Source organism: Acinetobacter variabilis, assembly GCF_000369625.1.
GTDB lineage: Bacteria > Pseudomonadota > Gammaproteobacteria > Pseudomonadales > Moraxellaceae > Acinetobacter > Acinetobacter variabilis.
Genome location: NZ_KB850115.1, coordinates 1 through 13,837, shown reverse-complemented (window position 1 = coordinate 13,837; position 13,837 = coordinate 1). Strand labels below are relative to the sequence as shown.

Annotated in this window: 17 protein-coding genes; 9 read left to right on the top strand and 8 right to left on the bottom strand. The window is 35.4% G+C overall.

Annotation, left to right across the window (positions count from 1 at the left end; translation table 11 throughout):
* Positions 1-2,183: 2,183 nt before the first annotated feature.
* The 4 genes from F897_RS15455 (at position 2,184) to F897_RS15435 (ending at position 6,527) form a co-directional block, all read left to right on the top strand.
* The gene (locus F897_RS15455) at positions 2,184-3,179 is read left to right on the top strand and encodes a hypothetical protein (RefSeq protein ID WP_005237359.1); all 996 of its coding nucleotides are present in this window, start codon (positions 2,184-2,186) and stop codon (positions 3,177-3,179) included.
* A gap of 83 nt (positions 3,180-3,262) precedes the next feature.
* Positions 3,263-3,595: a hypothetical protein gene (locus F897_RS15450; RefSeq protein WP_005237357.1), complete on the top strand. Its 333-nt coding sequence runs from the start codon at positions 3,263-3,265 to the stop codon at positions 3,593-3,595.
* A 243-nt stretch (positions 3,596-3,838) separates the two neighbouring features.
* Entirely contained in the window at positions 3,839-5,002 is a 1,164-nt protein-coding gene (locus F897_RS15445) for a zinc-dependent alcohol dehydrogenase (RefSeq protein WP_005237355.1), read from the top strand.
* Between the two features lie 359 nt (positions 5,003-5,361).
* Positions 5,362-6,527 (top strand): IS3-like element ISAba22 family transposase gene (locus F897_RS15435; RefSeq protein ID WP_087748731.1). Its coding sequence is split into 2 segments (ribosomal slippage): positions 5,362-5,620 and positions 5,620-6,527, totalling 1,167 coding nucleotides; the frame shifts between segments, so codons are not numbered across the junction.
* A 29-nt stretch (positions 6,528-6,556) separates the two neighbouring features.
* Here F897_RS15435 and F897_RS15430 read toward each other — a convergent pair.
* The 6 genes from F897_RS15430 to F897_RS15405 all read right to left on the bottom strand — a co-directional run bounded on the left by F897_RS15430 (position 6,557) and on the right by F897_RS15405 (position 9,117).
* Positions 6,557-6,985, bottom strand: coding sequence for a hypothetical protein (locus tag F897_RS15430; RefSeq protein WP_005237352.1), 429 nt, complete (start codon positions 6,983-6,985; stop codon positions 6,557-6,559).
* The gene (locus F897_RS15425; protein ID WP_005237350.1) at positions 6,978-7,298 is read right to left on the bottom strand and encodes a BrnA antitoxin family protein; all 321 of its coding nucleotides are present in this window, start codon (positions 7,296-7,298) and stop codon (positions 6,978-6,980) included. Before F897_RS15425 ends, F897_RS15430 begins: the two co-directional genes overlap by 8 nt.
* Positions 7,285-7,572 (bottom strand): BrnT family toxin, encoded by a 288-nt coding sequence (locus tag F897_RS15420; protein ID WP_005237348.1) that lies wholly within the window; start codon positions 7,570-7,572, stop codon positions 7,285-7,287. The genes F897_RS15425 and F897_RS15420 overlap by 14 nt, the downstream gene beginning before the upstream one ends.
* Before the next feature lie 249 nt (positions 7,573-7,821).
* Positions 7,822-8,151 (bottom strand): hypothetical protein, encoded by a 330-nt coding sequence (locus F897_RS18125; protein WP_005237346.1) that lies wholly within the window; start codon positions 8,149-8,151, stop codon positions 7,822-7,824.
* Between the two features lie 395 nt (positions 8,152-8,546).
* Entirely contained in the window at positions 8,547-8,771 is a 225-nt protein-coding gene (locus F897_RS15410; protein ID WP_004733276.1) for a DUF2798 domain-containing protein, read from the bottom strand.
* Between the two features lie 13 nt (positions 8,772-8,784).
* Entirely contained in the window at positions 8,785-9,117 is a 333-nt protein-coding gene (locus F897_RS15405) for a hypothetical protein (RefSeq protein ID WP_004282109.1), read from the bottom strand.
* 243 nt (positions 9,118-9,360) lie between these two features.
* Here F897_RS15405 and F897_RS15400 point away from each other — a divergent pair, with 243 nt between their 5' ends.
* The 5 genes from F897_RS15400 to F897_RS15380 all read left to right on the top strand — a co-directional run bounded on the left by F897_RS15400 (position 9,361) and on the right by F897_RS15380 (position 11,865).
* Positions 9,361-9,972: a recombinase family protein gene (locus tag F897_RS15400; RefSeq protein WP_005237345.1), complete on the top strand. Its 612-nt coding sequence runs from the start codon at positions 9,361-9,363 to the stop codon at positions 9,970-9,972.
* A complete protein-coding gene (locus tag F897_RS15395; RefSeq protein ID WP_157759226.1) occupies positions 9,932-10,192 on the top strand; it encodes a hypothetical protein in 261 nt (86 codons plus the stop codon). Before F897_RS15400 ends, F897_RS15395 begins: the two co-directional genes overlap by 41 nt.
* Positions 10,193-11,057: 865 nt before the next feature.
* A complete protein-coding gene (locus F897_RS15390) occupies positions 11,058-11,273 on the top strand; it encodes a cold-shock protein (RefSeq protein WP_005237341.1) in 216 nt (71 codons plus the stop codon).
* Positions 11,274-11,371: 98 nt separating this feature from the next.
* A complete protein-coding gene (locus F897_RS15385) occupies positions 11,372-11,599 on the top strand; it encodes a hypothetical protein (RefSeq protein ID WP_005237339.1) in 228 nt (75 codons plus the stop codon).
* Positions 11,600-11,667: 68 nt separating this feature from the next.
* Complete coding sequence (locus F897_RS15380; protein ID WP_005237334.1) at positions 11,668-11,865, top strand: hypothetical protein; 198 nt, start codon at positions 11,668-11,670, stop codon at positions 11,863-11,865.
* 300 nt (positions 11,866-12,165) lie between these two features.
* Here the strand turns inward: F897_RS15380 and F897_RS15375 are convergent, their stop codons facing one another.
* Both F897_RS15375 and repM read right to left on the bottom strand, forming a co-directional pair.
* On the bottom strand, positions 12,166-12,711 hold the full coding sequence (locus F897_RS15375; protein WP_171054282.1) for a plasmid replication DNA-binding protein: 546 nt from the start codon (positions 12,709-12,711) through the stop codon (positions 12,166-12,168).
* A gap of 68 nt (positions 12,712-12,779) precedes the next feature.
* Positions 12,780-13,709: a replication initiation protein RepM gene (gene repM / locus F897_RS15370; protein ID WP_005237331.1), complete on the bottom strand. Its 930-nt coding sequence runs from the start codon at positions 13,707-13,709 to the stop codon at positions 12,780-12,782.
* Positions 13,710-13,837: the final 128 nt, after the last annotated feature.

Genomic DNA, 13,837 nt, shown 5'->3' with positions numbered 1-13,837 from the left:
GGGTAACTAAACGTGGGGGAATGGGTAACTAAACGTGGGGGAATACAAAGATTAGTTATTGAAATTTAATAATTAAAAATAAGTTAAAAACATTTAAAAACCTTAAAATAATTAAAAACACAGGGAATGAAAAATTGCCCTTGGTTTTCGCTACGCTCAAACTCTATTGAATCTCGCTCTCGCTCGATTCGTCGGGGCAATTTTTGAATAATATTTTCGTGACTTTTAGAAAAAGCAAAAGCAACTCGGAATTCGCTTCGCTCATAAGCCTTTTTTGCTCGCTACGCTCGATCTGGAGTCTACTTTGGAGACGTAATTTTCTGTTTTTGGAAATTTATATAATAAAAAAACTGTTTTTCAGGAAGTCTAGGCGCAACTTTTCAATGTTCACTCGTAGACACTCGTTCTGAGAATGGCTTTTAAACGCAAAAAATGGGGGTTTTAGCTCATTTACTACGTTTAAGCATAGATTCTATGTCCTAAGTTAGAAAGCTCCTAAAATCGCAAAATATCGCATTTTAGAAATTAAAGACACCCACCTCGTTTCGCTTTCTTTGCCGAAGAAAACCGAGGGGGCTATAGTGCACTGACGTAACTACCACGCTGTTTATCGAATAACTTAGGTCGGCAGAGCCTAAGAATCATCACAGTACGCCCTTTCTTTACTAAAAAAGAGTAAAAACTCACAGATTGGAATGTCTGCTAACATCAGTTTTTCTAAACTTTAAAACTATCCAGAGAAATAGCACCTGGCACTATTGAACAGAGCGGTGATTAACAAGACTGTTGCACTCTAAAAGTGGCTAAATATCACATCACATTCTTTCATTAGACTGTTGTTTAGTCTTGCATAAGTCAGGAGACCAATCCTAACCCAAGCAAAACAACGATGGCGACCAAACCATCTTTAACGAGTTTTTCGCTTTTTTAGATAACAACATAAAACCGACTCAAACTTTCGGAAACGGCTCCACGTAAACATCACATAGAGTTTAGACTCCCTTTACCAATTACGACTGCCAGTCGCAATTGAGTTCGCCTATTGTTTTAGCAATATTTGCCACGACTTCAACATATAACAAGTTATATGCCTTATACGCCCTACTCATCGTCTCTCCCTCTCTTAACCTACCAGTGCCATGACAGCAGCAGCTAAGAGATTCCCAAGTTATTTCTAGCAATCTTAACGACCAGACCGCCAATGCTCTCTCTCCTGACCTGCACTTCCAGTTTCCCCCCAACGCGGTTCCTTAAAAAAATGGGGATATGGCAAATCAGAAAAAATCTGAGCGTATGGCTCTTGATCTACACGTATCTCGGGCAATTATGGAATTATTTCATGCATCCCGATGTATACTGCTTGAGCTATCCGTTGACCCACCTTGCTTGAGACTATCTCACTCAGTGGTGCCGCTGCTTCCAAGTTTCCTCTCCGCAGCCGATAACATCGCTGTTACCTCAAACGCCTACAGTTGTGCCTATGAACTGCGCCTATCCGTTGTTTCCAACGTGCATGAGCCGCAATACATAACCGTTATTAACGAACCTTAACGTCCTGTCAGGTTCTCACGGTAATTGCTAGAACAGGGTTTTCGATGTAAACAACCATCTAGCTAGGCTATATCTAACCTAACGACCATTTCACAATCTTTCGATTGCTTATAGGCTCCCGTGTCCTTGTCGCCCAACCCCGTGAAAAGTCATAAAGAAAAATCACAGCTTGGATTGGATCGAAAGAGTAAACTCCAGCGCCCATCAGATCGTACCGAACCCCCCTTCAGAGGTAGTACGCTCAATCGGTCATCCCAAAATGGCTAGTAGAGGAACGTGCGCTATCTAAAAAAACATGGCTTTAAGCAGGCTGACGCCTGCTCAAAATCGTAAAAACGAAATGGTCAGGCAGTTGGTCAGACTGCTTCAGTCAATGAATAATTCCATCATATAGCAGGTAAAAACAGGTGTAAATATCGTCACCTAGGAACCACTTAATTGCATAATGACAAATTGTGTCAATTAAGTCCGGCCAATGCCTTCGGCATTGGCAAAAGTGGCTTCGCCACTAAATTTTTATGAAAATCTTATGAAATAAGATCTTAACCTTTTATAAATATTGCTTGATTACAATCGACTTTTTATAATATTGTTTGATGACAATTTCATAAATATTACTTGGTGACAATAAAATGATTCATTACAGCCCAATGAGTCGTTATACAGCTCAGAAAATCGTAGATAAGGTCGGACATGGCGCTTATTTTTATTCTCATTTTTCTGTTGATGGGGATAACAACCTTTTTTTCCCTAAAATAGATAAGCTGATTAAGAAATTAACCGATAAATACCACTTAGACCTAACTCCAAGGCAGAGATCATACCGACTGAACACTAAAAAAGAGCCTATTGCCGATCTCATTGTGCAAAAACGTGTAAACAGTACGATTTTTGATTTTTGGCTTCTTATTACTACGCCTAATACTCATAAATTTAACACGCAGCTCAGCCAAATAAACTTGAAACCACGTCTATCTGGACAACGAGTAGTTGAGGCTGAAAATGTTGTTTGGAATCGTGAGAATGAACAACAAGAAATAAGCGTCATCCAGGACTACTTTCTAGATCAGGAAAAGTTCAAGTTTGTGCTGCAAAAACCCTATTTAAAACTCGATTTTGGTAGTGGTAAGTATGTTGAGCTGGTTCGCCTTTCACATTCGTCTAAAAATTCAAAAAAATATGCTTCAAACCATGACAAGAGTGCAAAAAACTACACTTGGACCTGGCGGTATGACGAACCAACCGTTCATTTAATCGAGAAAAAGTACAAAGAAATCATTAATGATTTGATTTCTAACCCTAATAAATCAGTAGGTATCGGGAAATGGCAGCAATTAAATGCTGACTTGCGGCATTACACCGTGTTTAAAGGTAATCGTCATCAGATCGGGCGGCTGTTCACGCAAGCTGTCGGCTATCACTACAAGAAAGGACAATCGAATTTGAGGAAGACTGAATATTATCAGCCGTTGACGTTATCGTATTTGTCTAGACAAGAAAATTATGCCGAAGATTTCATCCAATTCTTGATTTTAAGGCATCTTTTTGAAGAAACAGGACGTGAGTTTGGTAAGGAAAATGTGCGTGAAGAAAACTATAATGATCTTATCAATCAATATCTTATTTAAATAAAAGGTGCAATTGAGTGTTATTAAGGAAGATTTTCTGTTCTTATACTGAATAATATAAAAATTAATTTTAGGGGACTGTTATGCCGAAACCTTTTTTAGGTTCTGCTCATGATTTAGCTAAGTTTTTAGATAAGCACTTCCGTTTAGGAGTAAAGGAAAATGGAAGTTTCTCTTTCAAATTTCTGAATAAAAGAGAGGCTTATAGCGTTTTAAAATATGTGGCCCGTGATGTTATCCATGAAGAAGTAGAGCGTTTAAAAGTTGAAGATCCGAAAGCAGTAGCTCGTTACAATCCCGGACCTTCTAAAATTAGATTATTGGATCCTCTTAAACCTTCTACAACTGGGTATATACATATAGTACTTAAGCGAAGATATGGCAGCGGAAACTACTGCATTAGGCCTATAAGATAGCTAGAAATGGGTTCTAACAATCTAGGTGTTTCTTTAATTCTGTTCTTTTCTATTCATTCGACACATAAGGTCACGAATTACGTAAACCCTATATAAGTTTATTTTTTAAACACTCGGATGTCTTATTTCATACATTAATTTACAGCGGTTTCTTGGCGCATAAGGCTCTAATAAAAGTGTTTTTTATTTTTGGCAGCCTTGATACGAGTCTGTTTAATGTTGAACTAGAGAGAGGAAATCCGCATGCGTGCTCTTACCTATCATGGTGCTCGGGATGTACGAGTTGAATCCGTTCCAGATCCAGTGATTCAGGAACCAGATGACGTCATTTTAAGGGTGACAGCGACTGCCATCTGTGGCTCAGATCTGCACCTATACCGGGGTAAAATTCCGGCCACTGAAGATGGCGATATTTTCGGCCATGAATTTATGGGAATTGTAGAAGAAGTCGGCCCTGAAGTCACAGAAGTCAAAAAAGGCGACCGGGTCATTATTCCTTTCGTGATTGCATGTGGTCACTGTTTTTTCTGTGAACATGAACTAATGGCTGCCTGTGAAAATACCAATACCGGCCGTGGTGCAATTCTCAATAAAAAACAGATTCCACCAGGGGCAGCTTTATTTGGCTTTAGCCATCTATATGGTGGTATACCAGGTGGTCAGGCTGAATATGTGCGGATCCCCAAGGGCAATGTCGGACCATTTAAAGTGCCAGGCTCCCTGCCTGATGAAAAAGTATTATTCCTGACCGATATTCTACCAACCGCCTGGCAAGCAGTGAACAATGCCCAAGTTGGTCGAGGTTCCAGTGTGGCGATTTATGGTGCTGGCCCAGTCGGTCTGCTGGCTGCTGCCTGTGCGCGGATGCTCGGTGCCGAGCAGATTTTTATGGTCGATCACCATCCTTATCGTCTGAGTTTCGCACATCAAACCTATGGGGTGATTCCGGTCAATTTTGATGAAGTCGATGCCGCTGAATTTATCATTCAAAATACCACGGGTTATCGTGGAGTCGATGCCGTCATTGATGCGGTCGGTTTTGAAGCCAAAGGCAGCATGCTGGAAACCGTAATGACTAACCTGAAATTAGAAGGTTCGAGTGGTTCAGCGTTAAGACAATGTATTGCAGCGGTCCGCCGCGGCGGTGTGGTGAGTGTACCTGGAATTTATGCCGGTCCAATTCACGGCTTCCTGTTTGGTGATGCCTTTGACAAAGGTTTAACCTTTAAAATGGGACAAACTCATGTGCATAATTACTTGCCGCAGTTGCTAGAACATATTGAAAATGGAGATCTGTCTCCAGATCTGATTATTACCCATCGCATGAAACTGGAAGATGCTGCGGAAGGTTACCGTATTTTTGATAAAAAAGAAGAAGACTGTCGTAAAGTTATTCTGACGCCATAAATATGATTAAAGGAAAGCGCCATCAGGCGCTTTTTTACTTTGGAGAAATCGGACATTTCTACTTTGGGCTTACAACTGAATTGCGTATAAGAGTTTTTATGTTAAATACTAGATATTTTTAATAGGAATCCTTTTAAAATTTATGATATTCAAAGCCTCTACCACCTAGTCTCATATCAACAAAGAAGTTATCTTTTTCGAATAATTCTGGGATAGGTGAAATATTAGATAATTCATTTTTTTCAAAATGAAAGTAGAGATTTAATAAATACAAAGCGCTTAAAGCTGTAATGTGATGTGTGCTGAAAAAACAGGAGGTTTTAACTTGGTAAACTAAACACACTCATCAGGAGTTTACCATGAGCAAGAAATACAAGACTTACACCACAGAATTTAAAGCTGAAGCCATCAAATTAATTGAAGCCAATCAAGGCAATGTCTCGGAAACAGCTAGACAACTTAGCATTTCAATGCAAACTCTTTCAAATTGGAATACCAAAGCAAAGGCTGGAACTTTAGCAGGTACAAAACAGTATTCACCTGATCTAAACGCTCTACTCGAAGAAAATAAAAAACTCAAACAACAGCTCAAAATAGCTGAAATGGAACGTGAATTTTTAAAAAAGGCAGCAGCGTACTTTGCCAAAGAAAGTCAGTAAGGTACGCCTATATGAAACAAAAAAGATATTCATTTCCAATTACCTTAATGGCTCGATTACTTCATGTTTCAGTTTCATGTTTTTATGATTGGCTCAAGAGAGGCGTGAGCAAAAGAACGATTCAACGAAATCAACAGACGATATTGGTGAAAATAGCCCATGAGGAGACAAGGCAGAGCTATGGTTATATTCGATTAACCAAATACTTACAAGCTCAGGGCATAAAAATGAGTATGTACGCTGTACGTCAGATAAAAGCGCTGAACCACCTGTATTGTAAGCGACACAAGCGTTTTAAAAGGACTACGAATAGTGACCATAATCGAGCGATCTATGAAAACCTGCTGGAGCAACAATTCTCAATGACTAGACCAAATCAAGCATGGTCAAGTGATATTACGTACATATGGACTGTTGAAGGATGGCTGTACTTAGCAGCGGTAAAAGACCTTTACACGAAGCAAGTGGTTGGCTATAGCTTAAATGAGCGCATGACAACACAGCTTGTTTGTAATGCGCTAAATATGGCTATTCACAATCAAAAACCAACCAAAGAACTGATTGTGCATTCAGACAGAGGAAGTCAATATTGCAGCCATGAATATCGAAATATACTTGAGCAATATGGTTTTCAAGGTTCAATGAGCAAGCGCGGAGACTGTTACGATAATGCACCGATTGAAAGCTTTTGGGGAATACTGAAAAATGAGTTAGTGCATCATTACAACTATCAAACCAGAGAAGAAGCCAAAGCAGATATTATAAAATACATTGAGTTATTTTATAATCATCGAAGAATTCAAAAGGGTTTGGGTTTTAAGACACCAAATCAAATGGCCGAAGACTTTTATAAGTTGGCTGCCTAAAATCTCCCAAGGGAAAGTCTCCTGATAATTCAGCGTATATCAATGAAATTTTCTAAAGTAGCATATTGAAAATTCATATCTCTATCATGTTTTATTGAGTTATGGTCTTGCCACCATTTGATAGGGACAAAATCATCACACTCTTCTTTTTTTTGATTTATATCTATAAATGGCGTTAATTCTAAAGAGTTATATTTTAATGAAACTTTTGCTATTAAAAATTGATTATTTTTTAGAGATGAAAAATCTTGACGAAATTCTCGAAAATTATAATTTTTCCCTTTTTTATTAGATATCTCTTTATAAATTGCCTCTATTTCAGAGCATGTTGATAAATATAGAGACATTATTTCTAAAGAAAAAGTTTTAAAATTTCTTTCATCAAGATCAATATAATTACTTAATTCTATTAATTTTTTCTCAAGATATAGAAATCTTTTCCAATAGCTATTAATCACTATATTTTCCCTTTAGTTCTTTGATCATCGCATCACGTAGAATTTCATTCATTCGTGTTTGATAGCCTTTACCTTGGGCTTTAAACCATGCAAGTACATCGGCATCTAAACGAATGGAAGTCTGTTGCTTCACTGGGCGATAGAACTGATTATGGCGTACAGCATTGCTCCAGTCTGTAATTTCAGGAATATCTGATAGATCTAGCTGATCATCAGGAACTGTCCCTTTAGTAAGCAAGTGTTCAATTTCAGCATCTTGCTTGTCGCTGAAATTTTCATTCAGCTCTTTGCGTGTATATCTAACCATGCTCATATTGATTTCGCTCCGCCTTGGTTACCTGTCTTGCACTAATGATTCGTATGATTTCACAGTCATCTTCATCAAAGATGGTGTGAGCTACTAACAGCATTAGTACGCCTTTTACTCTTCCAATGGTTTGCCAACGTTCTTCACCATCGGTATGTCTGTCCTGGATTGAGATCCTTAACGGATCTTCAAAAATGAGGCTTGCCGTTTCAAAAGAAACATCATGTTTTTTCTGATTCTTTTGGTTCTTAGCCTCATCCCATTCGAAATACAGTTCCATAAAAAACATTCAAATTTGTATATACAATAATGTATCACAAAATTGTATCACTCAAGTTGAGAAGCGTAATTTTTAGTCAAAATTATTGGCCGAAAGTGACAAATCTGTTCAATAAAAAGCCGACTTGTTTCAAAATCGGCTTTTTTATGGTTTTTAGATTTTTATGCTTTGAATAAGTATCTGATATTTATATTAATATACAAGTGTACTTCGTATAATCGCCATTATGTTAAATGGAGGCTTTCACAGTTAAAATTTAGTATTTAAGTATTCGATAAAGCCCTCAATTTTCTTAATCACGTATAAGCAGATATACAAAGGACTCAGATTATCTTGCTGAGCTTTCTGTACTCTATACTTCGCCCTTTCTAAGACAGCAATTACATAGTGTATAGAGCTTTTTAGAATTTTTTTAGAATCTTTTTTTGAATACAGATAACAATCAATTTTTTCAAAAGGCCCATCATTGACCAATATTTCCAATATAGTGTCGCTAATGGATTTACTTATTGATTGCTCCATATGTTCAAATTCATATGAATGTAGAGCTTGTGCTATAACTATTTGAAGATTCTTCATTATGATTATTTAATGTTAGCCAATTTTGATCCTAGCATTATCTCCTGAAAAGAAAAAGCGTATAAAACCTAAAGTAAACATTGAGTTATTTTTATTCTTCGTTATGAAAAGTTAAAAAATGATTCTAGGGCCAGAGCTGACTTGGAATTTAATGGCGTTAAAGTACCTGCTGGTCATGTCCATGCAACATTAATGGCCGCTTTTGAATTTGCATATGCTCAAGTAATATCAACTGAAGATTATGTTGGCTAAAGCTTAAGATTTCCTAAAATTAACATAATACACGTTATACGAAATGCCCTTGATCAAGGGCATTTTTAGCCGCTACTTAACGTAGAATATCTTATGCAAAGTGAAAAACGACGGTCTATTGTCCTCGTTTCATATAACATTCATTATTTCAACTGAGGATAAAAAAGCTTTAAAACGATCTTTTTTGAGAAAGGAACAAGAAACAAAAGACATGGATAAGCAATAATCCAATTAATCATCCATTGTGAAAAAACAATTGATAATAAAAATTTATCTTCATTTAAAGCTCCTAGAATAGCGTTAATGCCACTCATAAAGAATGAGACAAAAAGGGGAATCAAAAACCCCTGTAATGATAGCTTGTTCATTGATTATTAAGATTTAAAATATTCTTGAACTTTTAAAATATTTTTTTGAAATATTATTAAGAGTTTCTAATATAAGATTAGAATCTTGACTGATTAGAGCAATATTAAGTTCAGACATATAATCAATTAATTGGCTTTTTGCTTTTTTTGCAAATTCAGGAGTAACTTCTTGATCTTCGTACAATAAGACGTAGTTCTTCGCAAACCCATAAATAAGAAATAAGGCCGAATTATCTAAATTATTATTGTTGCCAATTTCTTGCTCACATAAAATTTTTAACTGCTTGAAAGCATCTGTTCCATTTGGTAAAGCTTTAAAGTTTTCAAATATAAATTGGAATTTCATTTTGGGGACTCACTTAAAAAGAAACTCTACAGCTTTAGTCACTCCCAATCAATATCTAATTTTTCCAAAATTAATATGATACGTATTATACGAACTCCCAAAGCATGGCTTTCAGTCATGCTTTTTCTATCAAAAGAGTATAGCTGAATGATAGCGAGCCAAATCGCATACAATCTCTATCATTAGACTTGGTGCAATAATTAAATGATAGTATTATCATTAATCTAACAGAATTAAGATTAAATGATAGAAATGAATACACGTATTTATCTACGAGCTTCAACTAAAGATCAAGATGCAGAAAGGGCTTTGCAAATTCTTCAGGATCTAAACCAAAACTTGAATTTGGGTAAAACCATTGTGTACGTGGAAAACTATAGTGGTACGAAGTTAGACCGACCTGAATTGAATAAGCTACTGTCAGAAGCAAATCAAGGTGACACCTTGTTGGTTGAAAGTATTGACCGATTATCACGCCTAACCCAACAGGATTTTCAAGAGCTGAAGCGCAGGATTCAGGAGAAAGGGCTTCGATTAATTGTGGCAGATCTTCCTACTACCTACCAAATGATTCAAACCAGTGACAGCATTACTCATTCAATCTTGGAACTCATCAACAATATGTTGATTGATCTCCTGGCAACAATGGCCCGCCTAGACAATGAGAAACGTATAGAACGTATTAAGCAGGGCCTGGAACGTTCGGGTTACAAGCCAACAGGTAAGAAAGCCAATGAGGCTAAGCACAAACGAATAAAAGAATTGCTAGCAGCTGGCAATATGACTAAGGAAGAAATTGCCAAAGCAGTGAATTGTGGAGTTGCAACTGTTTATCGAGTTGCTAAAGTCATTTAAAAAGGCTTGTATCAGTGCTTCCCTTATGTCATATCTATTTACAAAGGAGCAAGGCATTCTTAAAGATCAAAAGACGGAATTAATGATGAAAAAGCATTTGATTTTCCTTGTTTTTATAGTGATGGTTTTTATTTTAGCTCTGGTTGTAAAGATTAATAATGATCATAAAAAAGGGCAAGCATTAAAGAAATTGGAAATAGTTGAAAAGCAAATCCCTTAGGTAAAAATTGACTTATACTTATTTAAATAACGCTAATAACTAAGCCCAAAAAACACCTAGACCCAGTGCTATACACGCTTAGTTTTTTATATTTCAAAAGAGTATTTTAGCAAATATCATAAAAGACCGGTCTATTCTCAAGCCGGTTTTTTATATCGCAGAGTATCATGGCTTCATCATAGATATATGAATATTAAGATAAATAAAAAGCCCTATAGTCTCTCCCGTTACTATAAGGCTTATAAAACGCTGTAATTTTTTCTTAATTACCTACTTTTCGATGTAGGTTATGAATATATTTTACCTATTGGTAAAAATAAAGATATAAGACAAAAGATGAATACGTTAGGAATTCCGCGTAAAAACTACTAATTTCGTATAACAGCCATTATGTTAAATATTATTATTTAGTAGTAAATGAAGTGTTCAAATTTGGAGGTTTATACATGCCTTGCATATAGGAAAAAATCATCATTCCAGAAATTAAAAACATCAATATTGTTATCACAGAGCTATATAAACGCATTCATTACTTATCAATCTTACTAGAAACCCATGTTAACTTTATATTGTTATACTTACGATATAAAAATGATTTCATTGAAAATAAATTTTTATAAATGAGTTATTTTTATCTTTTTATAAAATTATTAAATATATATATAAAAAAACTTGATTTATAATATTTTTAGTGTATAGTTAATTTAACTAGAAAAAAGTCTTGTTCCGGTAAATCTTCTTTAAGTATCGCAGTTTTAGTCATAATCCTTCGTTTTTTCAGATTTTAAGTCGTTCTTTATTATTTTCAAAGTTATACCCAGTCAATAAATTGACTAAAAATTATTAAAAATTAGTAGGATATATTATGTCAAACTCAAATGTTGTTAAAGGTACTGTTAAGTGGTTTAACGAAACTAAAGGTTTTGGTTTCATTCAACAAGAATCAGGTCCAGACGTTTTTGCTCATTTCAGCGAAATCGCGAGTTCAGGCTTCAAAACCTTAATGGAAGGCCAAATGGTTGAATTTAGTGTGGCTCAAGGTCAAAAAGGACCGAATGCTGTAAATATTGTTGCTATCTAAGTAATAATAGACAGTAATAAAAAGCACTCATAAGTGCTTTTTTTATACTTTAAAATTTGTTTTATAAATTGAAAAATCTCGAAGAAATAGGATATAAGTTGTTAAAAATAAATGATTTAATTGCAAAATCTAAAAATGGTACTGAAATTATTGTTTCATTAATTCCCCTTCATAAAATGCAAAATACACGTCAAGGTTTTAAAGAAATTGAAGTCGGTAAAAGAGTTCTGCTGGAATCCGGAATCGAAGTGGATTTAAATTTAGATGGCCGTACATTTTATACTTCTCTAAATCAGCTATTTAAATTAAACCATAAAGTTGCTTAGATTTAAAATTAATAAACATCAATAATTTAGGTTTATTTTTTCACTATAATTTTATTAAAAGGCTATATATGTTTAAACAGAGTCTCAGCGTGAAAGATCAGTTTGGGGTTAAACACATGATTCAAGCAACAGTGGATCATCAGTTTGCCAATACGCAATCTCATTCGAATATAAAACATATCACCGTTGATGGTGAAGATATTCGACCTAGTTTTGAAATGCTTTTTCAAAGTACCTTAAGTGGAAAAATATTCAAAATCATCTAGAAATATAGTTTTTATAAAATCTATAGTCTGAATGAAATATCAGAATCTACTCGCTAGAATGCGGGTTTTTTTATACCGAATTGAATAGCCACTAATTTGTAGACACTTTATAGTTCTTCTAAAATTAACATAATACACCTTATACGAAATGCGTTATAATTATCTTTATAAATCAATGCCGTAGTTTCTTTTTTGCCCAACCTCCCCAAGGTGGGCTTTTTTTTTATGATTTTTCACGTTCCACGCCTATTATTTGATCAATATTTCACGACTTTATTCATATTAGTTAAACAATCGTGGTTAATCATAGGGTCTAAAAAAACGGCTCCAAAAGCCTCTTTTCGGCTGCTCCGGTTCAACGTGATCCGGCACCGGAATCCGCTTATTTTCTGTTTGTTCCGGAGTAGTCAATCCGTCATGTTTCGGCTCAGGTTCTGACCGAGGATCCGTTGCTATATCTTGGCTAGGTTTCTGATCGGTAAACGTAGTCATATTGGTTTTTGGAGCTTCTAACAGTCGTTGTATTGCTTCTATTTGATTGTCTTTTGCTTCTAGTTGTTCTCGTTGAAAAACTTCTCGTTCGTGTGCAAGTTCTAGCTGTTTTTTTAGTATGTCTACTTGTTGCTTAAGCATGTCTACTTCTGTCTCTTTTTGTACCGAAGTAGACTGTAACGTGGTTACATCCTTATTATTGTGGGATGGTTCACCAAATACACGTAGAGCTTCTGAAAAATCTATTTTTCCATCACTATTTTTTGATAAATCTCCTTTATTTATACGTTTATAGATACTTTGACGATTCATTCCATAGAGTTGAGCTAATTCAATAACAGATAGTGCTTTCATCATGTAACCCAAGTAAAAGTCTGTATGTCAGTAGACAATATTTAGTGATGTAACGTTACATCAATGATTTAACGATAGCCAACCTTTTCAAGCATTGGAGCAAACTCTTTTAACTTCTCAGAATCTTTAAGCATTTCAGCAATTCTTACTGCGAATTGAGGATAGCTTTCAGTTCCTTGAGAGTATTTACTCATTTCAGGAAGTTCAGATAGCTTATTGGAAAATAAGTGGCGTTGAGAGTCAGTCATTTTTTTTGAAAAAAGATCTAGATTCCCAGATATTGTCTGATTTTCTAATGATTTAGTTTTAGATTTTTTTTGTTTAAAAGAAAAAGAAAAACCAGATATTGAACGGCCTTTTTTATGCTGTTGGTAGGTTGCCTCTATATCTGTTTTTTCGCTAATTTCAGAAATGGCTAAGTCAAGAACTCTAGTTTTAAAGTGATCCATACGCTTGTATTCATTAACACCAATTCCAAGTTGTTCTCTAAAAGTTGCTAATTCAAATACTGGCGTTTTTCCAATAGCTCTCCATTGAATTAATAACTCGTATAATCTTGCTGAATATGTACTGTTAAGCTGGGCTGTTTGGCTTAGTAAATATTGAGTAAAAAAGTCTTTAATACCATCAATTTTACTTATGCCTTGTACAACAGCTAAAGTGAAAACAAGTTCAATAGCTCCTTCATCATCTAGATATTTTACTTGCTGAATCCATCTACTTTTGACTAATTTCCCATCTTCATCAAAGAAGCTAAATCTTCTGTTAAATAAGGAATCCTCTGCTTCTTTCATTCTCTGATAAGCATTTTGCCTTGTTGTCCCAAAAACTTCAGCATATCTCAAAGCATCTATTCGTAAAGGAGTATCTGTACTTAGTCCAGTACCCGTATGTCTAGCATCAACAATGGCTAATTGAACAATATGAAACTCTGATAAAGATAGAGTTTGAAAAGCTTGGTTTAACCGATTGGTTTTTACAACTAATTCTTTTGACATAGACTCGATTGAAATATTTTTATACCCACAGATTATAACAATGTGGGTATAACTACAACTGTGTAGTTAAGGGTGTAATTAGGAGGGTAACTAAACGTGGGGGAATGGGTAACTAAACGTGGGGGAAT